This window comes from Desulfobacter vibrioformis DSM 8776 (assembly GCF_000745975.1).
Classification (GTDB): domain Bacteria; phylum Desulfobacterota; class Desulfobacteria; order Desulfobacterales; family Desulfobacteraceae; genus Desulfobacter; species Desulfobacter vibrioformis.
Map to the genome: position 1 here is coordinate 31,108 of NZ_JQKJ01000022.1, position 25,460 is coordinate 56,567.

General features: G+C 48.6%; 22 protein-coding genes. 5 read left to right on the plus strand and 17 right to left on the minus strand.

What is annotated here, in order from left to right:
• Positions 1–2: 2 nt before the first annotated feature.
• The 3 genes from folP to tilS all read right to left on the minus strand — a co-directional run bounded on the left by folP (position 3) and on the right by tilS (position 4,111).
• A complete protein-coding gene (folP, locus tag Q366_RS14060; RefSeq protein ID WP_035240104.1) occupies positions 3–875 on the minus strand; it encodes a dihydropteroate synthase in 873 nt (290 codons plus the stop codon).
• Between the two features lie 33 nt (positions 876–908).
• Complete coding sequence (ftsH, locus tag Q366_RS14065) at positions 909–2,936, minus strand: ATP-dependent zinc metalloprotease FtsH (protein ID WP_035240106.1); 2,028 nt, start codon at positions 2,934–2,936, stop codon at positions 909–911.
• 77 nt (positions 2,937–3,013) lie between these two features.
• Positions 3,014–4,111, minus strand: a complete 1,098-nt coding sequence (tilS, locus tag Q366_RS14070; protein WP_035240108.1) for a tRNA lysidine(34) synthetase TilS — start codon at positions 4,109–4,111, stop codon at positions 3,014–3,016.
• 280 nt (positions 4,112–4,391) lie between these two features.
• Between tilS and Q366_RS14075 the strand changes: the two genes are divergently transcribed.
• On the plus strand, positions 4,392–5,366 hold the full coding sequence (locus tag Q366_RS14075) for a TAXI family TRAP transporter solute-binding subunit (protein ID WP_035240110.1): 975 nt from the start codon (positions 4,392–4,394) through the stop codon (positions 5,364–5,366).
• A gap of 94 nt (positions 5,367–5,460) precedes the next feature.
• Positions 5,461–5,904, plus strand: a complete 444-nt coding sequence (locus tag Q366_RS20415; protein ID WP_245619971.1) for a DUF1850 domain-containing protein — start codon at positions 5,461–5,463, stop codon at positions 5,902–5,904.
• A gap of 83 nt (positions 5,905–5,987) precedes the next feature.
• On the opposite strand, the gene Q366_RS14085 is transcribed toward Q366_RS20415, so the two are convergent.
• From Q366_RS14085 to Q366_RS14110, 6 genes are all read right to left on the minus strand, one after another.
• Positions 5,988–6,344, minus strand: a complete 357-nt coding sequence (locus Q366_RS14085) for a nucleotidyltransferase domain-containing protein (RefSeq protein WP_245619967.1) — start codon at positions 6,342–6,344, stop codon at positions 5,988–5,990.
• Positions 6,316–6,726 carry a nucleotidyltransferase substrate binding protein gene (locus Q366_RS14090; protein WP_035240114.1) on the minus strand — a complete coding sequence of 137 codons (411 nt, stop codon included), beginning with the start codon at positions 6,724–6,726 and terminating at the stop codon, positions 6,316–6,318. The genes Q366_RS14085 and Q366_RS14090 overlap by 29 nt, the downstream gene beginning before the upstream one ends.
• Before the next feature lie 199 nt (positions 6,727–6,925).
• Positions 6,926–8,065 (minus strand): Gfo/Idh/MocA family protein, encoded by a 1,140-nt coding sequence (locus tag Q366_RS14095; RefSeq protein ID WP_035240117.1) that lies wholly within the window; start codon positions 8,063–8,065, stop codon positions 6,926–6,928.
• Between the two features lie 89 nt (positions 8,066–8,154).
• The gene (locus tag Q366_RS14100) at positions 8,155–9,585 is read right to left on the minus strand and encodes an amidohydrolase family protein (protein WP_035240119.1); all 1,431 of its coding nucleotides are present in this window, start codon (positions 9,583–9,585) and stop codon (positions 8,155–8,157) included.
• A gap of 80 nt (positions 9,586–9,665) precedes the next feature.
• On the minus strand, positions 9,666–11,096 hold the full coding sequence (locus Q366_RS14105; RefSeq protein WP_035240121.1) for an AfsR/SARP family transcriptional regulator: 1,431 nt from the start codon (positions 11,094–11,096) through the stop codon (positions 9,666–9,668).
• 2 nt (positions 11,097–11,098) lie between these two features.
• A complete protein-coding gene (locus Q366_RS14110; protein ID WP_035240123.1) occupies positions 11,099–11,767 on the minus strand; it encodes a MalT transcriptional regulator family protein in 669 nt (222 codons plus the stop codon).
• A 115-nt stretch (positions 11,768–11,882) separates the two neighbouring features.
• Here Q366_RS14110 and Q366_RS14115 point away from each other — a divergent pair, with 115 nt between their 5' ends.
• From Q366_RS14115 to Q366_RS14125, 3 genes are all read left to right on the plus strand, one after another.
• Complete coding sequence (locus Q366_RS14115) at positions 11,883–12,764, plus strand: DUF1835 domain-containing protein (protein WP_035240125.1); 882 nt, start codon at positions 11,883–11,885, stop codon at positions 12,762–12,764.
• A gap of 67 nt (positions 12,765–12,831) precedes the next feature.
• Positions 12,832–13,596, plus strand: coding sequence for a class I SAM-dependent methyltransferase (locus tag Q366_RS14120; protein ID WP_051958068.1), 765 nt, complete (start codon positions 12,832–12,834; stop codon positions 13,594–13,596).
• Positions 13,583–14,308: a class I SAM-dependent methyltransferase gene (locus tag Q366_RS14125; protein ID WP_035240130.1), complete on the plus strand. Its 726-nt coding sequence runs from the start codon at positions 13,583–13,585 to the stop codon at positions 14,306–14,308. The genes Q366_RS14120 and Q366_RS14125 overlap by 14 nt, the downstream gene beginning before the upstream one ends.
• 247 nt (positions 14,309–14,555) lie before the next feature.
• Here Q366_RS14125 and Q366_RS14130 read toward each other — a convergent pair whose 3' ends face one another.
• The 8 genes from Q366_RS14130 to Q366_RS14165 form a co-directional block, all read right to left on the minus strand.
• Positions 14,556–15,110 carry a RhuM family protein gene (locus tag Q366_RS14130; protein ID WP_084691838.1) on the minus strand — a complete coding sequence of 185 codons (555 nt, stop codon included), beginning with the start codon at positions 15,108–15,110 and terminating at the stop codon, positions 14,556–14,558.
• Positions 15,107–15,697, minus strand: coding sequence for a plasmid pRiA4b ORF-3 family protein (locus Q366_RS14135; RefSeq protein WP_035240132.1), 591 nt, complete (start codon positions 15,695–15,697; stop codon positions 15,107–15,109). The genes Q366_RS14130 and Q366_RS14135 overlap by 4 nt, the downstream gene beginning before the upstream one ends.
• Positions 15,694–16,659 (minus strand): tetratricopeptide repeat protein, encoded by a 966-nt coding sequence (locus Q366_RS14140; RefSeq protein WP_245619968.1) that lies wholly within the window; start codon positions 16,657–16,659, stop codon positions 15,694–15,696. The genes Q366_RS14135 and Q366_RS14140 overlap by 4 nt, the downstream gene beginning before the upstream one ends.
• Positions 16,634–17,944, minus strand: coding sequence for an ISL3 family transposase (locus Q366_RS14145; RefSeq protein ID WP_035240134.1), 1,311 nt, complete (start codon positions 17,942–17,944; stop codon positions 16,634–16,636). The genes Q366_RS14140 and Q366_RS14145 overlap by 26 nt, the downstream gene beginning before the upstream one ends.
• 96 nt (positions 17,945–18,040) lie before the next feature.
• Entirely contained in the window at positions 18,041–18,481 is a 441-nt protein-coding gene (locus Q366_RS14150) for a DUF6880 family protein (RefSeq protein WP_051958069.1), read from the minus strand.
• Positions 18,482–18,497: 16 nt separating this feature from the next.
• The gene (locus tag Q366_RS14155) at positions 18,498–21,749 is read right to left on the minus strand and encodes an AAA family ATPase (RefSeq protein WP_035240135.1); all 3,252 of its coding nucleotides are present in this window, start codon (positions 21,747–21,749) and stop codon (positions 18,498–18,500) included.
• Positions 21,750–21,760: 11 nt separating this feature from the next.
• Positions 21,761–22,999: an exonuclease SbcCD subunit D C-terminal domain-containing protein gene (locus tag Q366_RS14160; RefSeq protein WP_035240136.1), complete on the minus strand. Its 1,239-nt coding sequence runs from the start codon at positions 22,997–22,999 to the stop codon at positions 21,761–21,763.
• Positions 22,996–25,446 (minus strand): AAA family ATPase, encoded by a 2,451-nt coding sequence (locus tag Q366_RS14165; RefSeq protein ID WP_035240150.1) that lies wholly within the window; start codon positions 25,444–25,446, stop codon positions 22,996–22,998. The genes Q366_RS14160 and Q366_RS14165 overlap by 4 nt, the downstream gene beginning before the upstream one ends.
• Positions 25,447–25,460: the final 14 nt, after the last annotated feature.

Sequence of the window (25,460 nt, forward strand, 5' to 3'; positions counted from 1 at the left end):
GCCTAAGCATTCCTGATGGCGTCAATGATGTGTGAAAATGCGCACACCGCTTCAACATCATGAACCCGGATAATGTGTGCGCCGTTCATCAGGGCTGCTGCGCAGGCAGCCAGGGTCCCGTATTCGGTGCCTGCATCCCTGGGTCCGGCCTTTTTGCCAGAGACATTGCCCAGCACATGCTGGATAAAGGACTTTCTGGACGGTCCCATGAGCACTGGATACCCAAGGGCTGTAAGCTGGTGAAGTTCCTTGATCAGCACAAGGTTGTGCGCAACGGTTTTTCCAAACCCCAGCCCCGGATCTAAAATAATATTTTGGGGGGCCATGCCTTTTTCAAGCAGAACGTCTATCCTTTTTTGCAGATAGGTGATGATTTCACCCATGAAATCATCATAGCTCGGGTTCACCTGCATGGTTTGGGGTGTGCCTTGCATATGCATGAGAACGGCCAAGGCGCCGGTCTCCACGGCCACATCCACCATGGCAGGGTCTTTTTCAAAGGCGGAGATATCATTGATGATGGCCCCACCGGCAGCAAGGGCTTCTTTTGCCACCTTTGCTTTCACCGTATCAATGGAGATGGGAATATCAATCCGGCTTGCAATGGCCTCAATAACAGGAATGGTCCGGTCAAGCTCTTCCTGCTCACTCACCGGTTCGGAAAACGGCCTGGAGGATTCTCCGCCGATATCCAGGATATGGGCACCTGCTGCCACCATCTCCCGGGCCCGGGTCAGGGCTTTGTCCAGGCTGGTGTATTCTCCCCCGTCTGAAAAAGAATCCGGCGTGGTGTTTAAAATCCCCATGATACAGGCCCTTGGACCCAAATCCAGTTTAAAGCGGCCAAATTCAAGTGTAAAGGCTGTGGTGGTCAAAAGATTCCCCGGGTAACGGTTACCTGTTGAAAATTAATTATCTTCTTTGTTGTCCTTGGACGCGTCAGACTTCTCCGGCGGGTTCAGATTTGTCATCTCAACAATCCGGGCATCAGAATCTGGCGTGTCCGGATCAGGGCCTTTTGCCACTGTATTGTCGGAGCCGTCATCCTTAACATTTTTTTGCTTATCGTGTACCTGGCCCTCCTCCTCTTTGGGCGGCTCCTGTTCAGTCCGGATATTCCGGCGTCCAAAGAAATCAAACTCCGGACGCAGGCTTACAATAAGATCATCCAGTTCAGGCCCCATAACGGTTTCTTTTTCCAGAAGAAGGTCGGTCAGGGCATGGAGGATGTCGATGTTCTCCTCTAAAATGGTTTTGGCCGTCTTGTATGCGCGGCTGATCAGGCCTGCCACCTCGGCGTCTATTTTCTGGGCCGTGGCTTCGGAATAGCCTTTGGCCTGGGTCATTTCCCTGCCGATGAAGATATTGTCATCATGGTCTTCATAGGAGACCGGTGCCAGAGCATCACCCATGCCAAAACTTCTGATCATGCGGTTGGCAAGCTTGGTGGCCTGCTTTATATCATTGGAGGCCCCGGTGGAGATTCGTTTGAATATGATCTCTTCGGCCACACGGCCCCCAAAGGCAATGGCCAGTTCGTTTTCCAACTGGTCCTTGTATTTGAAATCCCCTTCCTCGGGCAGAAACCAGGTCACCCCGGCAGCCCTTCCCCTGGGGATAATGGTAATTTTATTCACGGTATCCGTACCGGGCAGGAACCGGGCCACCAGGGCATGGCCCCCCTCGTGGTAGGCTGTGGTCTTTTTTTCTTCTTCCTTGATTACCTTGGATTTTCTTTCAAGCCCCATGTAAACCTTGTCCTTGGAATCTTCAAAGTCACGCATGGACAGTTTTTCATGGTTGCGTTTGGCAGCCAGAAGAGCCGCCTCATTGCACAGGTTTTCCAGATCTGCGCCGGAAAAACCGGGCGTCCCTTTGGCCAGAATGGACGGATTGACATCATCGGCCAGGGGACTTTTTTTCATATGTACCCGCAATATGCCTTCACGCCCTTTGATATCGGGCATGTCCACCACCACCTGCCGGTCAAACCGGCCGGGACGCAGCAGCGCCGGATCCAGAACATCGGCCCGGTTGGTGGCTGCCATGAGAATAACCCCTTCATTGGCTTCAAATCCGTCCATCTCAACCAAAAGCTGGTTCAACGTCTGTTCCCGTTCATCGTGCCCGCCGCCAAGCCCTGCGCCCCGCTGGCGGCCCACGGCATCAATCTCGTCAATGAATATAATACACGGGGCGTTTTTCTTGCCCTGGGCAAACAGATCCCGGACCCGGGATGCACCGACACCCACGAACATTTCAACAAAATCAGATCCGGAGATGGTGAAAAACGGAACCCCGGCTTCCCCTGCCACGGCCCGGGAAAGCAGGGTTTTTCCGGTACCGGGATTGCCCACCAGAAGCACACCCTTGGGGATACGGCCGCCCAGCCGGGTATATTTATTGGGGTTTTTCAAAAAGTCCACCACTTCGGTGAGTTCTTCCTTGGCCTCATCAATGCCCTGGACATTGGCAAAGGTTACTTTTTCCCCCTTGTCATCCATGAGCCTGGCCCGGCTTTTTCCAAAAGACATGGCTTTACCCCCGCCGCCGCCGCCCTGCATCTGACGCATGAAAAAGATCCATACCCCGATGAGTACAATCATGGGAAGCCAGGAAACGATAATGGACATAAACCAGGACGATTCAGCCGGCGGCTTGGCCTTGATGGCTACTCCGCTTTTGCGCAGGGTATCAATGAGCTGGGTATCGTTCGGGGCATAGCTGCTGAACTTCGCACCACTGGTGTCTGTAATGATCAGATCCCGGCCCTGGATAACCACACTCTGAACCCGGCCACTTTCCACAAGGGATAAAAACTCTGAATAGCCGATCTCTGACTGGCCGCCCTGCTGCTGGTTGAAAATATTGTAAAGCATGACCATCATCAGGACAATCACCAGCCAAAGGGAAATATTTTTATAGAATTGATTCAATGTCTTTCCTCTCTTAGATTATTCCGGCTAAAAACATTAATGAATATATATAAACATAAATTTATTTTATACAAGGGTTATGTCCCGGGGTTTTCGCCCGGTGGCCCATTTTCATACCGGCGGGTCTTAAGATGCCTGCCAAGTGTCCTCAGTGCTGTTTCTTCCTTTTTTATACGCAGAAGATCCCTTTGTCTGTATACCCGGATTTGCCCGGGAAGGTCCAGGCTCTTTCCTGATTCGCCTTTTTTGCCTGCAAAATAAAGGAGATCCCGGATATGGGTGTTGGAAATTCGCCTTAAATTTTGTTTTACCGACAACAATGCTGCGCGGATGACCCGGGCACCCAGGGCCCGGTCAAGTTTATTCAGCGCGGGTATGGACAAATCAATCTGATTTTTTCCCCGCTTGGTTACTGCCTTGTCCAGGGCGGTTCGGGCCATCTGGTCCAGAAAATCATCTTCCTGTCCGATGATGCCGGACATGCGCTCTATCCCTGCTTTAATGTCGGGATTGAACTCCTTTTCAAGAAACGGGATCAGACAATGCCGGATTCGGTTGCGAAGGTAGGATGTGTCCTCATTGGACCCATCAATCCGATAATCCTGGTTTATCTCATCAAGAAACGCCAGGATATCGGCTCTGGGCATCCGGATCAAGGGGCGTATAAATTTTTTCTGCCTGACCGGCGGAATCCCCCGAAGGCCACGGGGACCTGCCCCCCGGATAAGATTCATTAAAACCTGCTCTATATTGTCATCCCGGTTATGGCCCAGGGCAATACGGTGAAATCCTTTTTCCCAGGCCACCCGGGTAAAAAAATCATACCTGGCATTTCTGCCGGCCTCTTCAACACAAAGCCGTTGGTTTTTCGCAAGTTCTGCTACATTCTTTGTTTCAACAACCAGGTCAAGGTTGTGTTCCCGGGCAAATTCACGGACAAAGGTCTCATCGGCCAGGGCCTGGCTGCCCCGAAGCATGTGGTTCAGATGTGCCAGGCCGATACGGATGTCCAGATTTTTTTTTAAATCTGTCAAAACCTGTGCCAGAGTTATGGAGTCCGGCCCCCCGGAAACGCCGATCAATACCCTGTGGCCGGGGGTAACCATGTCGTGTTCCCGGATGGTGCCAAGCACCTGATCTGTAAATTTTTGGGCAAAGGATGATTGGGCTGTCATGTGTTATTGATGCTGCTTGTGCGATACAGGTGAATTCGTTTGTGTCATAGATACCTAAATAACAGAAAACAGGCCTAATATGCAATGCCCGCGGCCTTGGGTTTGCGCATTTGTTTTGAAAACAGCAGCCTTGGTTGAATCCGTGATTGGAAAGGTGTTACTGTATTGCTCTCAATACAGATACCATTCCCCATCGTGTACCGGATGTTAGGTTTTCCGGGTTAAAAACAGATTTTCTCCCGGGAAATGTTTTTATATGAAGTAAAAGGAGGAAAGTTTTATGAAAAAAATAGCATGGTTTGTTTCAACACTGTTTATGGCGGCCTGCCTGTTTTCATCCCAGGCTGCAGCGGGGGACAGGATCTTTTTCGGCATTGCCACCGGCGGTACCGGCGGCACGTACTATCCTCTGGGCGGCATGCTGGCCCAGATGATCTCCAACAAGGTTGTCATTGACGGCAAAAAACTGTCTGCCACGGTAGAAACCGGGAATGCCTCGGTGGCCAATGCCACACTTTTAAGCCGCAACGGCATTGAATCTGCATTTGTGGCGGCTGATATCCTGGACGCTGCGTATAAAGGCACCAAACAGTTTGAAGGCAAAAAATTGAAAAACCTGCGTGCCCTGGGGGCCCTTTATCCGGAAACGGTTCAGCTGGTTGTCAGGGCCAGTGCCGGGATTAAAACGTTTACAGGCTTTAAAGGTAAATCCATCTCCTCGGGTTCCCCGGGGTCCGGCCAGTGGCAGCTGCTGGGAGACCTTTTAAGTGTTTACGGCATGGACCGCAAAACCGACATCAAAGAAGACTACTCTTCTTTTTCCCAGTCTGTTGAAAAGATCAAGGACGGTAACCTGGATGCCGCCCTGATCACCGCCGGCACCCCCACCGCATCTGTTCTTGAACTGGCCAATCACCATGACATTATGATTTTTCCCCTGGCCGGGAACCCCATCAAGACACTGCAGAAGGTTCAGCCTTATTATGTCCGCGTTATTCTGCCGGCCAACACCTACAAAGGCCAAGCCGAAGACGTGGAAACCATTGCTGTCAGGGCCATCTGGTCCACCCATGACCAGTTGGACGACACCATTGCATACAATGTTGTCAAGGCCCTGTATGAAAATACAGACACGCTTGCCAAGGTTCATGTAAAAGGCAAGGAGATCTCCCTTGAAAAGGCCCTTGAGTCTGTTTCCATTCCCCTTCATCCGGGCGCAGAAAAATACTACCGGGAAAAAGGGCTTATTCAGTAAGTAATATTTGTCCCAACAGGAGCGTTGTGCCAAACCTGGGCGCTGATTTAAAATGAGATATTTTGCTTTAGGGAGACTTGTATGTTTGTGTCTGGTGGGCTCCTGTTTTTGCGGGCCGGTTGCGGCAGCCGGTCAGATTGTTGTTGCCACCTTTCCGGGGAATGAGGTGCTGATGCAGGTTCCGTTGGGAACTGGAACGCAGTTTTCCCTCTCCTTTATTCACTCCGTATCCAAAACCCGGGTGATTGACGAGTATGAGATCCGGGGAAAAGAGATTATCCAGACCTGTGAATATTTTTCAGCCCATGGTGCAGGACTGCCCTCAAGCCCGGATGAACCGGGCGGGATCAGATGGGAAAAACAGGGGTCCCGGTTTGTTCTTTACATGGCGCGTCCCATCCCGAAACTGGTGGTCAGAACAGACAAAAATTATGAAAACCGGCTCAAAGTACCGGGCCGGACCATTAACCTGAATCAGTGGGAGGACCAGGCCCTGTTGTTATATATACCCCACATGGGCCGCAAGCCCACAAGATAAACGATATGTTCGGAAGAAACCCAGCTCAGGTAGAGGTCTTCGGGGTTGATCATAAGATGGGCCGCTATATGGAAGATAGAATCCTATCCATCACAACGCTTCATTGTATAAAACATTTTCCCGACACGGATAATATGGTCGATCAGGTCCGGGTTATTGATCTGATGATAAATTGAGAGATCAAAGGTATAAGGCAGCAGCAGGTCGTCAAGGGCAAGACTGATCTTGTTCAGCAGGTGCAGGTCTATCCGTTCTCCCTTCAACACCAGATCAATGTCCGAACCGGGCCTAAAATTTCCTTTGGCACGGGAACCATAAAGAACGGCTGCATCTATTTCGTCAAATGTCTGAAAAACAAAATTGATTTTTTCTATGGTTTCCCGGCTGAGCCCGAATCTGATTTTTTTCTGGTTACAGGTCATTGTCGCGGAGCTGTTCAAATTTGGTTCTTAACCGGATAAATAGATCGTAATAGCGGGTGACAACGGCGTTATTGATCTGCCTTGCCGTATCCTCATTGTATGTATGGGAGGTTTGATTCCTGCTTTTCAGCATATCCATCCAGCCGTCACCGTCTGTAATAAGACCCAGTTGAAACCCTTTTCGAATGGCATCCCTTGATCCGTAAATATCAGACTGGCCGCTGAATTCAAGGAAATCTTTTATGGTGTTCCAGGCCAGCTCATATGTATATTCAAACGCTTTGACCAGCCCCTGTGCTTCGAGTTCGGACAATTCACCTTTATCAATGAACTTCTGCAATTGGGTCAATGCTTTGTTAAAATTGGAAAACCGTTGTTTCCATCGTATATCTTCACTCATTTTTCTTCCTTTTTTGATGAACCTGATTCGAACAAAGGTGAATATTTTGACCGTTATCCAAAACTCAATGTCATAAAGTTAAGATGCTTCCGAATTAAAACCATGAAGAGCATGAAGGACATGAAGATTGATTTCCCGGCATATATTCTTCATGCTCTTCATGTCCTTCATGGTGAAATAAAATACTCAATGCTTAAATTTATGACATTGATCCAAAACTATATTCCGACATCTCCTGGGATGAGAAATCCTTTGCAAGGGGGATCGTTATCTGCTTTTTTTCCTTTGCCGACAGGTATAACGCCAGAACAGATTCAACAGACATCATGCCTGATTTTGCATCGGCAATGGGATATTTTCCGTTAAGGATGGCACCTCTTAAGTCGGCGTATATTCCGGCATGGGGATTGGTCAGGGATAACAGGCTGGAAAGACCCCTTGACCGGATCTCTTTCATAAAGTATTCGAGATTTTTCTTTTTACCGTTAATTCTTATATCAAAATATGGCCTGCCCCTTCGAATCCCCATGCGAAAACCGCCCTTTTCTCCAAGCAGGTAAAACGCCGCCTCGTGGTCGCCGGGAGGTGAGTTGGTTGTCCCTTCGATCTGGCACAGCGCGCCGTTGTCAAGTTTAAGCGTACCCAGGGCGATATCTTCCGCCTCCATGTCATGAAAGCGTTTGCTGATCATGGCATTTGCAGCAATGGCATTGCCATTCATAAGCCAGCAGATAAGATCAATGGCATGAACGCACTGGTTCATCAGCACGCCGCCGTCGTGTTTCCATGTGCCGCGCCAGGATGCCTGGCCGTAATATGCCTGATCGTGTCCCCAGCGCACAATTACCGAGCCGTGACTGATTTTACCGAACCGTCCGGCAGCAACATCTTTTTGCAGATTCCCGACAACGGGAAAATACCGGAAGATATGCCCCATGGCAATGCGCCTGTTTGTTTGTTCGGAAATATCACGCAGCTCTCTGGCCTGGCTGGCTTTCATACTCATGGGCTTTTCAAGGAGAATATGAGAGCCGCTGAGCATTGCCGCTTTTGCGATGGAATAATGCAGTCCTGACGGAGCCGTTATTGAGGTGATATCAGGTTTTTCCCTGTCAAGCATCTCGTGATAACCCGCATATGTTTTTACGGTCTTCTTTATTTGATGCTTTCTTTTGAGCGACAGCTTACAGGAATCAAACACCTTGTCGAAAGCCCCGGGGGCTGTGTCTGCCACCGCACAGAGCAAAAGGCCGCTGTTTTTTTTTGTTATGGCCATGATGTGTTTGGCGGCAATCCGACCGCATCCGATAAGTGCTACCCGAAGAATTTTTCCAGCCATTTTTTTCCTTAACGATTCCAGTGCGTGCAATGCTGTGCTTCACGTACTACTTTCTTTTTTTTCTTTATCCCATAATTATATAGGGTTTTTCACGATATGAAAGCAACGTCTGATAATTTCGCTGAATTATCGGTCATCCACGCCTCTGGAGTACGGGCGTCACCGCCTTTAATTGTCCACATCAATGATTCCAGGGCGGTGGGGTTTTTTAAAGGATCTTCCCGGACAACGATCATATCTCCGTATTTTCCCTTTTCAATGGTGCCGATCCTGTCCGATAGTCCCATCATTCTGGCAGGAATTTTTGTGGCCGATGAAATCACGTCCATGGGCCGGATGCCGATTTTGTAGAGCAGTTCCATTTCCCGGATCATACTGGTGCCGTGGAAAAAATTGGGAAATGCGGGCCAGCTGGAGGCATCTGTGCCGGCTACAATGGGAATTCCTGCCTCATAAAGGGTGAGGATTGCCCGGGATGCGTTGTTCAAACAAGATCTGATTGATTTTTCGATGTTCACAACCTTTGGCAGGGACCGGATGACAAAGCCGGGCAGCCATTTTGGAGATGACAGCTTAAAAAACCGGTCATAGTAATCGTCCCAGGCCCGGTCATCCCTTGCCGTTTCCAGCAGTTCTCCGGGAACCCGCAATTTTAGATACGGGTTGTCCAGCCGTTCCCGCTCAAACTGCACCAGCATCTGGTCAAAGGTGCAGGACAAGGTGGTGGTCATGTATGTACCCAGTTCCTTCATCCGGCTGATAAAGCGGTTCGTGGGCTGTTTGAATATAAACCCGGAATGGACAAAACAGTGAACGCCCATATCAAGCCCGATTTCCTGTTCTCTGTTTTTATACGCATGGACATACAGAGGCAGGTTCCTTTTCCGGGCCTCATCAACAATGAGATTTCGTATTTCACCGGAGAGCAGCGGCCAGATATTTGCTTTGCCAAATCCGCTTTCAATCATGGCTTTTACGCCGATGACATTGTCCATCCCCTCATATTCCCGGAACAGAACTGCCACATCTGTCAGGGTCTTTGCCGGCTGCCAGTGGGGCCCCCAGAAAGCGGTGAGCATGTCATTGTCCAGATATCCGTTGGGCGGATAAAACGCAGGTGCCAGTGCAAATATCCTGGGGCCCGCACCGCCTGACTTAAGGTATTGGCTGAATTCACCCAGCATCTGGGGGGAGATGGCATTGTCCAAAACAGTGGTGACCCCGCAGGCCAGGTATGACTTCAGCTGATGGTATCGGTAGGTTTTAAGCTGTGATTCATCGTCTTTGCGGAACACTGATCCGGGAACACTTTGCAGGTGTACGTGGGCATCAATCAGGCCGGGCATAACGGTTGCGCCCTTTACATCCAGCACCGGCACATGGTCCGGATACGTGCAGTGCCCAATCTCCACGATCTGCCCTTCATGGATGTATATGGATTGAAGATCCTCGTACACATTGCCCAGGCCGTCGATCAACCGGGCATTCTTGACCAGAAGTGTGTGTGTCTGTTTATTCAATTCCCTGCCTCCTTGTAAAAATAGCGGTTAAAACTTGCACATACCGCGATTATAGCGTTACCGGATAAACCGGGAATAAATCAGGGACCCAGACGGGTGACTTTCTGTGACCTGTCAAGAAAATAGCAGATCAATTTCCACAGAACCGACAAATAAATATCTTGTAATCTTTGCCGTTTCTCAATACACCACTGGGTATAGGCATCTTCAGCCAGGAACGGTCCCTTATAGACGGCCAGAGCGGCTTCATAATGGGGCACGGCAGCCTCCATTTCAAGAGCCGTGTTTCCTTTTTGGACCGCGTCCCGGAATGTCAGCACATCAACAGTACCTGTGTGGCCCAGGGAGAGCCGGAATGATCTCCCCTGTTTTTTCAGATACCGGGATGGCGCCCCGCGCCGGATGTGGGGCTCAAAAAATTTTCGGACAGCGGTGACCACCACGTTGAACCGCTTGCGCGTTTTATTAAAATCCTGTTCCGGCCAGAGCAGCTCAATGAGTTCATCCCGGTGTTTAAATCCGTTGCGCTGGTTGAGCGCCAGATATTTAATCATCATCAACGCATTGGTATTGTGAAATGTTTCAGGCATCATATCCTGTTCGCCCAAAATCATGTGGAACCTGCCTAAAAGTGATATCCGTAAGGGCGGAACCGGTTCTTTTATGCCTTGTTCCGGCAGGAGATGTACCCGGTTGATCTTCTGAAAAACTTCCCGGATAAACCCTTGTTTGGTACCATTTGAATACAAAGCCGATAAAAGCGGTTCTATGCATGGTCCGGCATCTGCCACCTGGTGCACATAGCCGAACTTTGCTGCAATATCAATTGCCTGGTTCAGTTCCGCCAGTGCCGTGGTCCGGTCATTTAAATGCACCCGGCACCGGGCGGATATCATCAGGATTTTAAAGGTATAAAAAGCGGACGCCCTGACCTTTTCCAGGACCTGGGCTGTTTTTTCCAGCACAGCGCCAAACCGGCCGGTTTCAAGCCAGACACCCAGCATGCCTGTTTCAAGAATGCCTTGGGTCATACCAAGACCTGTCCGGCGCAGCAACATCAGCCCCTGTTCCAGGGCTTTTTCCGCACCCCGGAAATCGCCCTGCTTTAACCGGATAAAATGAATGAGATCATGAACATGGGCCTGGCCCCAGTAATTGGCCTGGTGTGTAAACCGGGCCAGGGCTTTTCGGATCCCTTCAAGGGCCTGATCAAGGCGTTTCAGACCGCACAGGTGAAGTGCCTCCGCATAATTGAGCCATCCCTCCTGGTTATCACGAATACCCATGTCACGGATAAGATCCAGCCCTTTTTCAGCCAAGCGGTAACCGATATTGAATTCGTTCAGAAAATAGGCAGGCAATGCAGCATGCAGGTATGAAAGGGGCATGATGATGTCCGCATCCATTTTTGAATACCAGTCCAGACTCCGGCAGGCACCGGCATAAGCCGCCTTAAAATCCCCGGCAACAAAGTCCCGGTAGCAAAGTATAAACCCGATCCAGTTTTTCATCTTCAGGTGCTGGGAATCAGGTACCCGGCAAATATCTTTTTGGGTGGCCTGGGCCAAAGGTGCTTGGTCAAAAATTGGCGGGTCTCATCCAATGTAAACAGAAGATCAGATTCGGTTATTTCCACGGCCTGGCCGGTGAGATGAAGCCTGGACAACCCCATTTCAGGGGTGGATCTGGTCAGCAGGATGATATGAAACCATGGGGGCAGGTTTTCAACCAGAAATTTAACCGATTCCAAGATGGCCGTTTCTTCCTGCACAGTATGGAAATCATCCAGAACCAGGCAGACCCTGGGGCCGGGAGCCGCTTCCAGGGCATGGACAATCTCTGCCAGGGCCCGCTCCCTGTGAATAGCTGAAAAAGGGGCAATGCGCCGTTCCATCATGGGGCACGGATTTTTGGTGCAGGATGTTAAACCCGCTGCCGCATACCGGATAAACCGGGAAAAATCCCGGTCTTGTTCATCAAGATGGTACCATACCGGCGTGATATCCTTGTGCCGTACGGCCCAGGCCGTCAATGCGGTCTTTCCATGCCCGGCACCAGCGGTTACCACGGTCAGGCGTTTTTCAGTCAAATGTTTCAGGATACCCGACAATCGGGAGGAAATAAACAAATCCGGATGCATGGGAATGGACAGTTTGGAAGCCAGTATGTGTGCGTTGGTCATCACAGTCATTCATCCGGATTCAAGTCATTTGAGGGGATGTTTTCAGTTTATTTTTTGCCTGCAGATAGATATCATAAACCTGTTTTTATCGAAATTGGAAATAAGGGGAAAATGAATGACCAGGATACTTCATCTCACAAGCGGGGACATTGCAGGCGAACTTCTTTCAAAGGCAGGCCTTCCGGGGGAGGTCTTTGTCTGGCATGATATTCTTTATGACGGTCCCAGACAACCGGGATGGCCGGATGAAAATGTTCTCAACGCCCGGGCATTGTTCCTGGAAGAATACACGGCAGGCGGACTGGCCAAAGACCTTGTTCTGGAAACCTTTCATCATCAGTACCAAAAACTTGCACAAGCCGCGTCTTATGAACGCATTGTTCTGTGGTTTGATGCGTGCCTGTTTGATCAGTCCATGCTTGTCCATATTCTTGCATGCCTGTCCCATAAGGAGATCCGGAAAGTTGAACTTCTTTGTGTGGATGCTTTCCCCGGGATAGAGCCATTCCACGGGCTCGGACAGTTGCAGCCCGGGCAGCTTGCGTCGCTCTATGAGAGCCGGCGCCCTGTTTCAGACGACCAATTTGAGCTTGCAGCCCTTGCGGACAAGGCCTTTGCAACCCAGGACACGGTTTTGTTCACGGAACTGTCCAAGATGGATGCGCCGTCTTTACCCTGGATTCCGGCTGCAGTAAGGCGGTGGCTGGCAGAACAGCCCGACCCAGTAACCGGTTTAGGCTGGCTGGAAAGCCTGGCTCTTGAAGCGATCCGGGCGGGTTGCAAGACACCGGACGACATTTTCAGGTCTGTAACCGTGGCTGAAACGCCCCCGCAATTCTGGGGAGATACGACATTGTGGACTAAGATCAATGGGCTTGCCAACCGTGTGCCGCCGTTGGTCATCATTGAAGGGCCTATGAACCGGCTGCCCCAGTGGGAAAGCCAGGTGCCTTTAACGGCGTTCAGCATCAAAACATCCCAGGCGTTTGATACCTGATTCAGATCCGTTGGCCTGTATCAAACTGATCTGCGCCTAAACAGCCATGAAAAAGAGGAACTATGGTATGAAACAAAATATTTATGATGACCCGGAATTTTATGAACATTACATGGCGCTTCGGGCAAGTGAAAGCGGCCTCAATGCCGCAGTTGAAGAACCGGCAATTTACAGCCTTCTGCCGCCCCTTGACGGGCTTGACATCCTGGATATCGGCTGCGGTTTTGGAAAATTTGCCTCTTATTGTCTTGGAGAAAAAGCCGCATATGTTCTGGGCACGGACATATCCGCGAATATGGTTTCCGAAGCCAAAAAACGCATAAAAGACCCCAGGGCTGATTTTATACAGATTGCGGCCGAAGATCTTGATGCGGACCAGGGATCATTTGATTTGGCGGTCTCTTCAATGTGTTTTCATTACATAAAGGATATCCGGCCGGTATGTGAAAAAGTGGCGTTGTCTCTCAAAGACGGCGGGCATTTTATTTTTTCTGTTGAACATCCGATCTGCACTTCGTTGCTCAGGGGGTGGTGCAGCCTGGATGACGGGACCAAGAGACACTGGCCCGTTGATGACTATAAAAAGGAAACCCTGCGGGTATCCCGCTGGTTTGTTGACGATGTTATAAAATACCACCGAACCGTTGAAACCTACATAAACACACTCATCGACGCCGGTTTTTCGATTCAACGGCTCCTTGAACCCGGGCCGTCCCCGGATGCCGTCGCTGAAAGGCCCGGGCTTTTAGATCATTTGAGACGCCCACCGGTTCTTGTATTGGCTGCGGTAAAAACCCAGCAGCACCCAAGGAAAAATTATGGCAAGTGTTAAAGAACATTACGGGCAATTGCTTTCAGATATTTATTCATGGATGTCCGGCGGATTTGACACAGGTATCCGGCGCAACACCGAATTTTTCAATAAACACGGGTTGGCCCCGACAGGTTCCGGTGTGGCTGTTGACCTTGGCGCCGGATGCGGATTCCAGTCCATTCCCCTGGCAAAGGCAGGTTATTTTGTTACGGCAATTGACCTGGACCCAAAGCTGATACATGAACTGGAAGGACAGTCAAAAGGCCTTGGCATCACCACGGTGCAGGCTGATTTACTTGATTTTGACAAAACAATTAACAGCGGCGCTGAATTAATTGTCTGTATGACAGATACAATACTTCATCTGGAATCAAAGGAAAAAGTGACCTCGCTGTTCAGCAAAATATTTTCCGCATTGGAGCCCGGCGGCAAATTTATACTGACATTCCGGGACCTGACTTATGAATTAACCGATACAGACAGGTTTTTGCCTGTGAAAAGTGATGAGAACACCATTTTTACATGCTTCCTTGAATACGAGCCTGACACTGTAAAGGTGCATGACCTTGTCTATCAAAAAATAGACGGCGCTTGGACGCTTCATAAAAGCTTTTACCGAAAACTACGGTTGCCCCCAAAATGGATCACTGAACAATTATCCCAAAGCGGCTTTAAAAAAACAGAGGAATCTGTTGAAAACGGGTGCATCACCATTATTTGCGCAAAGTGATTTGGTTTTTTCCATGGTCTATTTGACAAATGGGTGTTTAAACGCACATTCCGGCCTTGATCGTCGTTGCGGCCAATTTTGATTATCAAATTATGATCAGCCAAAGACAGAAGGAGGGCGATGATAATATTGAGTGCCGGTTTTTTATTTTTCGGTGGATTGATGGTCAGAACTATTAATAATAGTCCGGGCGTTGAATTCGGTATTCAGAAAATTTCGATTTTGACATAGTCCTCGCTGCAAAATTTCAAATACATCGGTATAAATAGGAAAGGTCTCCGCTCCATAATGCAAGGCGAATTTCCCGGATGCGCTCCAGCTGTTCTTCAAAGTACTTTTTTCCAAGGACAGTGCCGTCATTCTTCAGACGTTCATCATCCATGGTATACCCCTCGATGGTGAACTCCCGAATAACCTGAGTTGCCCATTTACGGAATTGCACGGCTCGTTCCGAATTGACCTTATAACCTACGGCGATGATGGCCGAGAGATTGTAGTGATTGGTGTTATAATTTTTGCCATCAGAGGCAGTTATCCGAAAATTTCGGATAACTGAAATCTCCTCTAACTCGCTGTCACTAAATATCTTTTTCAAATGATAGTTTACCGTCCTGACATCAACGTCATAGAGCGTGGCTATCATTTTTTGGGTCAGCCAGATGTTCTCGTCTGCGTATACCGCCTCAACACCGCTCTTGCCTGTGGCTGCAACAAATGTTAAATACTCGGCCGCCGAGGAACGAACAATAGAAGTCTCTTTTTTTCCAACTTTTTGAAGTTGCTTGTTTTTATCCGTCTTCATTCAACGCCGCCCCAGTTTTGATACCTGTCCCGGGACCAACGGAGGTATTTCATCAACTCCCAGTTGATAGAATCGGAATCAAATCGATCACTGTCGTAATCGCCACCGGACCATTCCATGTAACCTTCGTGCTCTTCATGGCTCGGGTCCTTCAGGGCGTTGCAGAATTCAAAGTAGCCGGGTACGCCGCCCACATCTTCAGGAGGGCAGGCCCGTTCGCCTTCAAGACAGACCAGCTCCGTTCTCAGTTCCGGATTGAAATAGCGGCTTTCCTCCAGAACAAGTTCATGCTCCCAGCTATCCCCGAAATCATACAGATAACGAAAGGTGCGGCCTTTCTGCTTGATCAGATCTCCAAGACGGTATCTGCCGCAGACCAACCCGTCTTCTTTCGATTCCGGGTATTCCGTGTATCGTTTATTACCGATGGTGAATTCGTGCAGATGGCTGTCGGTCCAACCCATGACAATCTGAATGACATCCTGCAGCCGGTCCAGCGTAATGCTGGCGGGTACCACAAAACGACGCCAGATTGCCGGTTCGATATCAATCAGTTGTATTTTTAGCAGATAAAATCGTTCGTTCATTTCTTCACCTCATATTTTGACCAGAAGCTTCGTTTTCGGCCATGGGCCTGAATGATCTTCTCTTTGAAAGCTTCGTGATGATTAAATTCTTTCCAATCGGCGACGCTTGCCGCCAGCTTATCTAACTTTTTTAGATACCGAATACCATGGGGATAGGCCTTGGTGTACCCACGTTCCAGAATTGAGGAAAGCAGATTGCGGTACATCAGGCTGGTGACAAGACGGCGATCTTCTGACTCCATCGCTTCTGCCAGAGAAAGCAGACTGCCGTAATGATTACCATCAAGCTGGTCGGCACGCCCCAGAAGATATTCTTCGGCTTCATCTATCTTCCCGACTGCAATCAGGAATTTGGCATCGGATTCCCGGAGTTTGTCGGTTTTCAGGATTTGCTCAACTTCATCATTGATAATATCATTCCGTTTGTCATGACCGATGACATCGAGAAGCGCCTGCAAGGTGTCAGTGGAATGATGGGATCTGTATTTCTGGTACAGAAGCTCCGTCAGCTTTTCAGAATCACCCTGCTTATGGTAGATCTCCTCAAGGAGCTTATCCCGCTCGTATGCTTGAAAGGTTTCACCTTCCGAAATTTTCTTCAGCCAGGAATGGGCGGTTTCAACATCTCCGCTTTCAAGGTATACCCGGGCAATATCAATCAGCGCCGCTGTGGACAAATTTCCCCATGAAGCGATGCGCGTCTTTTCAAACAGCTTTGCATCCTTGATCTGGCGGGCCAGTGATTCGATCAACATCAGGTGATGACGTTTGCCGTATTCATCTTTTTCTTTGTCCGCCCTTTGCTGAAGCGTTGTAATCATCGTTCGGATAACATCCTCAGGCAGACACACTCCTGCACAATCAATCAAAGTGTCCCGGATGCCGTAATTGTCCTTTTTATTTACCTTGAGAATGATGTCCGCAATTTTTTCTGGCTCATCGCGGATTAGTGTGACAAACACCTAACCCTGCGAGTACCCGTAGTCTAAAATTTTCAAAATTTCGGTATCCAAAAGCTATGCGTGTTATTACTCTCAGTGCATTATTAGTACCTTCGACAAATCCGTTGGTAACTCGTTCGATAAAATAATTAAGGATTTGATCTCGCCAGTTTTTAAAAGTATTTACAAATTTTGCAATAAACTTGTTACCTGTTCGCATAGCCTTTCGACACCATGCATCAAGAAACCGGGCAGCTTTCTCCCGGCATGTTATTTTTTCGAAAATCGTCCGGAATTCTTCTTTTAGCAAGTACAAAGTACGAAGCTCCGGGCATTCTTGAAATATCTGTTTTAACTGATCTTCCTCTTTGTTTGACAATTCAGATCGGTTGCGTACTAAAATCCAGCGGCTGCCTTTAAGTACTTTTTTTAATTCGGGACCACATTGATTTTGATATGTTGTTCTGAGCTTCGTCAAGCGCATATTGAGTTGTTTCATTACATGGAAACGATCAACCACAATTTTGGCACGGGGAAGTTTACTACGGGCAGCTTGATAATAAGGTTTCCACATATCAATGGAAACAAAGCGGATTGACTTTCGACATTCAGGGCTCAACGATTCAATCCAGGCTTCTAATGTTTCTTTTTCTCTGTTAGGCAGTACTGCAAGAACACATTTTCTTGAAATGTCTGAAATAATAAGAACAAATTGCTTGTAACGTTTTTTAAGGGAAATCTCATCTACTCCCAGAACCCTGATTGTATCGCAACTATCTAAATTGTGCTTCAATGCAGCAAAACGATTGAATATTTCTTTAACCGTAGAGTGGCTCAGCCCATTACGTACAGCAACAGCCTTACGGGTCGATTCAAGACAGGACTGGTAAACATGTAGTTCAAAGGCAATTGATTGTCTGCGATGGGAATCTACAAAAGGCAATTGCTCAGAAAAGATCTTATCACAATCTTCGCATTTGAAACGGCGGGCTAAAAAATGCAAAATAGTCTTTTTCCCCCACACATCTAAATGTCGGATTGATCGTTCTTCTTCTTGATGGACATCCTGTGAAAGGCAACCACAATGAGGGCACAAAGCAACATCATCTCGATGGGCACACCAAAGATGCAGTATTTCGTGATTCCCTTCTCGACGAAGGGCATACATTGTTACAAATAAGGTCGCAATGCCCAATAATTCAGTGAGTGTGTTATCCGCCGTTTTTTTGAATTCTGACTTGCTAATTCGTTTCACGGCTTTTGATGCGTCCTTTATAAAAGTTGGTATGTACGGTAGTAATTTCATGGGAAAACCTCATTAGTTATTATTGGCCTTTCCCATTATTATATGATTTGATTACAAATATCTCGCATAAAATTAGCCAACTTACATTTTTTCACACTAATCCGCGATGAGCCTTTTTTCTTTGTCTTTACAGCGTGAGGCATAGTCCACAAATAGTTCTTTAGCATCATAGCGGAAAACATCGCCGATATTTCCGCTGGAGTCATCGCACATCTCAAAAATGGTGTTGTCAGCCTCGTAAAATGCTGCGACAAGTTCAATGCCGGTGAGCGGATCATCCACACCGGATTTTAAATCCTGCAGCAGCATTTCCAATTCTCGGGCAAAACTGGAGGCTCCCCGCCAATCAATAAAGCGGTTTGAATGCTTCAGGCCGGAAAGCTTCTTATTAAATCGTTGAACATTTTCCTTTGGGGTGGCAATCAGCTGTTCAATCAGGTCATCCGCCTCCTCGGAATGGACTGCAAGATTCAATAAGGCATCTGCAAGGGCGTGCGGCCCCAGATCAATCAGTTTTTGTTGGCGGGAATCAGTCATTTGCTTGTCCTCTAATTCATATTCCAACCCTTGTACAGCCCGGGCCGGACATTGAACTCCGGCCGCCGGATACAGGTGTGATGTTTATCTGGATGCTGATTCTTTCTTTCAGTGCAGATACATGGGAGATGATTCCGATCAGCTTGGCGTCCTGCTGAAGCCCGGATAGTGTTTCCAGTGCGGTCTCCAGAGCCTCTTCATCCAAGGTGCCGAAGCCTTCATCCAGAAACAGGGAATCCACTCGGACTTTTCGGCTGGCCATTTGAGATAGCCCCAGCGCCAGCGTCAGGCTGACAATAAAGCTTTCGCCGCCGGACAGGTTCTTGGCCGAGCGGATTTCACCGGCCTGATAGTTATCGATGACGTTCAGCTCCAACGGCTGCTGTCCATCGCGGATCAGCAGATAGCGATCGGTCATTTTTTCCAGCTGCCGGTTGGCATGGGATACCATCAGTTCGAAGGTCAGCCCCTGGGCAAAGTTTCGGTACTTTTTCCCGTCGGCTGAACCGATGAGTCCATGCAGCTTGTCCCAGCGTGCACACTCTTTCTTTTGGGCGTCGATGGCGAACTGCTTTTGCTTTATCCGCTCTTTGGCTGTCGTATTCTCACTTAAGCGGTGTTTGAGACCGGCAATGGCATCGCGGAGTGTTTTCAGGGATTCGTCATACGCCTTAAACTGCGGCGCAAGCTCCCCAAGCGTCTTGTCAGTGAGCTTTTTGGCGGTCTCCATGGCCAGACGAGTTTCCCTGTCTTTCTGTTTCGCGTTGAGCTCTGTCCCCGCATTATCCAACTCCTTTGCCCGGGAGGCTAAGGATTCCCGTTTTTCATGAGGCAGTCTGGCTTCGCGGAAGGATTTCTCATCTGAAAAACCTGCCGGAATCAGAGCCGCTGAAAAGTCGGTTTCCGCTTTTTTCAGTTCGGGTGCTCTCTGCTCAATGCGCGTCTTAAGAGATTCAACATGAATTTTTGCCGTTGCCAGCTTCTGCTGCAACGCGGTGTTCAGGTCTCTGGCTTTTTTCTCCGCCTTCTCGGCGACGGCGATAACGTTGTTCAGACGACTTTCTTCCTCATCAGGCTTTTTGTCGCCATACAATTGCTTTCGCTCTTCTGTTCCGTCGGCCAGTTCTTTTTTCAGCCGTTTCAGATTTTCCTGCTTTTCAGTCAGAGCCTTGACCTGGGTATCAATCACGGCATCAAGACGCTTCAGCTCGCTGTTGATGTCAGCAATCTGTTTTTCGATGTCAGTCTTTTGTTTTGCCTGCTCCTGCCATGCCTTCAGTCTTGATTTGAGAGATTTGAGCAGTGACTCGACCTCTGACTCCGGTATTTTAATAATACCAAGTGGGTGGAGTTTCCCGGTAACTGTCTGTTTGAATTGCTCAAAGCCGGTCTGAAGCTTCGTAAAGAGATCTTTCAATTCAACGAGCGTTCTTTCCGCGGTCTTCTTGTCATTGGCGGCTTGGGTTTCCAGCTTCTCACTATTATTCAAATTGTTACGAGCAGTGGTTTCTGCCTGTTCCAGTTTTTTGATGGCGGCTTCCTGTTCGTCTGCCGTGTCGATCAGCTTGGTCAACGATTCTATCTTTTGCTCGATTTCATCGGGAACCGGAACATTGCCCTTTGCAAATGGATGATCGGTTGAGCCGCAGAGAGGGCACGGGTTGCCGTCTTGAAGCTTGGCCCGGTGATCTTCAAGTTCCTCGATTTTCTTGATAAAAGCCATCTCACGAAGAAGGGTCTCCTTCTCGGTGCGATATTCCCGGAGCAGTTTGTCACCCAGCAATTCGATCAAGGCATCCTTGACTTGCTTAAGATTTCTTCCGGTGGTCGCAAGCGCCTGTTTTTTGAGAGAACACTGCTTGGCGGCTTTCTCCAGTTTCTTTGTGGCATCTGCTACGGCCGTATCGGCTTTTTTGAGGTCAGTTTCTTTCTGGGTGATCTCTTGTTGTTTGGTGAGCAGGTTGCCGAACTGTTCTTCAATACCGGCAAGTCCACTGATCAACCATTCATCCTGCGCATTCTCTTTGAGGTACAGCTCTGCAGCCCCCATTTTTTTCTCTGCGGCAGTCCGTTTTTCCTGTTCCTTGACCCGGGCCTGCTTGTCTGTCTCAATCTTGGCCGCTTCCCTGGTGCAGGCATCAGATCCTTCTGATACAGTTTTTGTCTGTTCCGCAATCTTTTGATCAAGGGACCTTATTTTCTGGATTAACGGGGCAGCCGTTTTGAGATCCTCTTTGGATTTGAGGGTGAGCTTCTCAGCGGCCTTGTGAACGTCAGCTTGTGTGTTTGCGGCAGTTTCTAACTTAGGAAGTGCGGCTTCATCTATTTTCAAGGCGGTCTCATCGTCAGACTGCTGCTTGCGCAAGGATGCGAGCGTTGCGTATGTTCCGTCCAGAGATGCGGCCTTGGTGGCCTTTTCAAGTTTAGCCCTCTCCGGCTTAAACGCTTCGGTATCGGCCTTCAGTTTGGTGGCTTCATCCGTAAGGCTGAGGATCTCCTTTTTCAGCTCTTCAATGGTGGTCAGCCATGTGATGGCTTTGCCGGTTTCGGTCGCTTTTCCAGCGAGTTCAGTCTCCTGTTTCTGCTTGGCCGTAAGGTCATCCTGAATTTCTTTTTCCTGTTCCGGCTCCAGAATTACAATGCCGGATGTTTCGGCGTTCAGGATATTCAGCTTTTCCCGCTCATCACGCTGGCGTTCATGAACCCGTCGTGAGATTTCTGAATAAATTTCGGTGCCGGTGATCTGCTCGAGTGTCTTGGACTTCTGCTCAACGTCAGCCTTGAGGAAGGTATCAAAGCCTCCCTGTGCCAGTAGAATGGAGCGGGTGAAACGGTCGAAATCCATCCCGGTTTTTTCCTCAATAACCGCACCTACAAGGCTTTTCTTGGTTTCGATAGGCTTGCCCGTAGCATCGTCTGCAATCTGGTGTTCCTGATCCTGCAGGTTGCCTTCGGCCTTTTTCCGTGCGCGGCGCTGTTCCCAGTGGCAACGGAACCGGCCAGCCTGGGATTCAAAGAGTACCTCGGCGTAGCATTCACCGGTCTGGCGGGACATTATCTCATTCCCGCTCTTGGTGATTTTTCCAAGGCGGGGTGTGGCGCCATAGAGGGCCAGACAGATGGCATCAAGAATTGTCGACTTGCCCGCACCGGTCGGACCGGTCAGAGCAAAGATCCCGTTGGATACATATTCGGGATCGGTGAAGTCTATGACCCATTCGCCATAGAGGGAGTTGAGGTTCTTAAATCGCAGTTCAAGGATTTTCATAATCAGCCTCTCTATTCTGCGTTTATGTCGTCTTCATGGAGAGACTTGATTATTTCGTTATAGGAGACCGTCAGTTCCTCTCGGTCCTCATCCAGTACCCCAAAGGCATCCAGGCAGCGGGTAAAAACATCCCCGGCATCCAGATCATCGAGGGTTTCATCTTCCGCGAGCGTACTGATCACTATGTCCATGACACGCCGGTTTTTAATCCGCCTGATTTCCATGGCAGAGTCGACCATGGCCTCATTGAGCATCTCGCGCAGGTTGCCGATGATGTCGCTGCCGGTGTATTCAATCTCAAGCCAAGCAGAGCTTTCTTCCTTTTTGAGCTCCTCCAGCCTGGCATGGATATCATCCAGCGATCCGACAATGCGGACCAGCTCCTGAAAACACGGCACAGGGAGTTCTTGGATATTTGGCGTGGTGCTGTTGAAGTCTATGAGCACAACCTTCTTTTTCTGAGTCGCTTCGCCGTAGCCCATGGGAATGGGTGAACCACAGTAGCGGATGTGCTCCGTGCTGCCGACCGCCTGAGGCACATGCAGATGCCCGAGGGCGAGGTAATCAATTGACGAGGGGAAAACGTCCTCACCGACATGCGCCAGCGATCCCACATACAGCTCTCGAACACCATCACCGTCAACCGTCTTGCCGCCTGCAGTAAACAGGTGTCCCATGGCAACGATGGGAATACCATCATGCCCGGAACTTTTGAATTCGGCCCGTTTCTGTTCAGCAGTGGTACAGACATCCGCGTAATGGTTTTTCAACCCTTCAACGAGCTTGGCGTTTTTATCGTCGATAGTTTCTCCCGGCTCGACCGTGCGGATATCCTTATCGCGTAAATAAGGCACAGCGCAGACAATGACCTCCGGCTTATCGTCTGCGTGAAGGACAAAGACCTCATCCTTCAAGGCTTCGGTCATGGAGCCGACCACATACACATTAAGCGCACGCAGCAGTTCTTTGGGAGCATTCAGAAATGACGGCGAATCATGGTTCCCGGCAATCACAACAACATGATGGCAGCAGGATGCCGCAACCCGGCAGAGGAAACGATAGTAGAGCTCCTGCGCCCGGTTGCTGGGTGTGCTGGTATCGAACACATCACCGGCGACAAGCAGGGCATCGATCTTTTCACTTTCAATGGTCTGGACCAGCCAATCCAGAAACGCTGAAAACTCCTCATAACGCTTCCTGCCGTAAAGGGAGCGGCCTAAATGCCAGTCTGATGTGTGAAGGATTTTCATTGAGCCTCCGCTGCTGTTTGAAGATCTTCAGAAGGTTCCTCGGTCACGCCGATACTTTGTAGTAAGGCCGAATACTGATCGGGGTCCTTTTCCTTGATTTTCCGCAAGATGAAATTTGCTGTAGTCTTCATCTCTGGAACATCAATAGGTAAAACACTTCTCTCAAATACACCCGCTAAATGAGAGAACTCATTGTTGATACGATCCGTTAGTGACGCGGCCAATGCATCATCTCCGAAAAAACGCGCCAACTTGTCATCTTTTTCTACGGCATTGGGGTATTTGTAGTACAAGAATGCTTCAAGGAACTTACGGGCATTGTTCCCAAAGTTGTAGTAGCAATCATGATTCTCATCACACGCGATCTGGGCGTGGGCGCATTTATAAATTTGATGAAACAGGAAATTGAACTCTGTGACGTAGTCCTTCAGGTACCGAGGCATCAATGTAATGTCACTGACTTGATTCGTTCGAGTAATGATGAAGTATTGAGAGTTATTTTTATTCAAAGCGCCTGGAAGTCGCTTCAGATACTTCAAAAAGTCCAGGTTGTGAGTCGAAATGAATAGCTGCTTAAAACGATCACGTTTTTTTATCTCACCCCCATCTTCAGATTTCTCAGGCGTTACAATCTCAGTATTGATAAGGCTGTAGACAAAAAAGATATGATTTGCATCCAAGCTGGAGATAGGGTCGTCGATCCAGATGATCGGCTGGTTGCCTTTAGTTTCTATATCCTCAAGCTTTGCCATGAAGTAACAAAAGGCTATCAGGCTGCATTCTCCCTCACTGAGGTAGAATGCTTTTTTGTCGTTCCGAGTTACCTCAAACCGATATCCAGATGACGCATCCCCGGGCTTCTCTTCAATGGCTTTGAGGGAAAGGGACTGATGGCCAAAGAAGTTATTCAGATAGTCGTTTACCCGGTCAGCACCCTTGTTTTCATCTTTTAGCATCGCCTTCAGTTCATTGATCTTTGCTCGCTTTGCATCGACCTTTTCCTTTGCAGAGTTCTTAGATGCTTCCGCCTTGCCCATTGCCTCATTCAGCGCAGCAATGGCCGTACATTCATCACCATATTTAATATCATTTATGAATGTATAGACTTCATGGAGACGGAGGGCCGCACGAGCTCTTGATTGGTCGGCACTAAGCGAGGCTGTAAACTGGTTTGATTCGTTTCTGCGTTGCTCAAAAGAACACCTAATTGCATTCAGAGCATCTTCAACCGATTCAGGCACAATAAATTCGAGAGGTGTAAATATATCTTCTTTTCGCTTCTCGATCTGTTCTTTTATGGAGTCCAATCTCTCACAGTAAGACGTTGATATGATCGATAGCTGTTCTGCCAGCGCATCTAAGTCAGCGGTAAAGTTGAAGTAGAAATCCGAGTTCTTGATTTTCAGTAAATTGGGAACTCGAGAGCTCTCACGTTCAATTGATCCAAGCAGATTCTCCAATGCTTGACGAAGCGCCTCAGATTCCTGATTAAAATGTTTGTCCAGCTTCTCCCATAAATCTTTAGGAAGGTCGCTGCCACAAAATGCGCACTTATCTCTTTTCTCTTGATGGTGGCCCCGACCAGTCCTCACCCACGTGGCCAGAGCCGCATCGTTTAGCAATTCTTGAATTGGATCAGATGCCTGAATCTTTTTTTCGATTAACTCTTTAGCCGTTGAAGCGATTGCAGAGTATTGAAGATTGAAAGTTGATGACTCAGGGATTTCCGATTTGGGTTCTTCTCTTAGAAGGTCATGAAACTTGCCTACCTGCTCATCAGAAAGCGGAGAGTAAGTGTCTTTGGTAACAGTCGAGATGTCTGTCTTTATTTTAGGAACATTGTAGTTGGCATCACCAAACGTTTTATTGTGCTTGATACCAGTGCCTGCCTTATTGGCTTTATCACGTAACTTTCCCTCCAATTCTGACGACTTGTTGCCATGGTCTTTTCGGGCTTTTTTGAAATTCTCCTCAGCACCAAGGAACTCCCCCAGCAGTCCAGACTTGTCCTCTTCGCTGCCAAGTTCGGCTTCATGCTTCTCAATTTCTTCCTCAAGCTTTGTGTTGTCTTCACCCAAGATAGCGAATGAATTGATGGTCTGTTCGTCATCAACAATGAAACGCAGGTTGTCCCGGACAAAGTCCTCATTGAAAACCCGAACGACCTGACCATGATTGCTTAATGAATTTTGCGAGGCAGTGCTGCCGCCATTAAAAGCCAATTGAAACTCAGGTGAACTATATTTGTCTGAGATAGAACCGGTTTCAAGAGCTCTGAAAACCCGCGAAAGCGTTGTTTTACCGGAGTAGTTCCGACCATAAAGAATGTTGATCTTTTTAAATTCTGCGATGTTGTTGCCGCCATCCCTTACAGATGACGCCCAACGGAAGTCCTTAAAAACCGCCATGTTTTTTATCGATTCAATTTTATTTATCTCACCACTCATCGCTATTTGGCCTC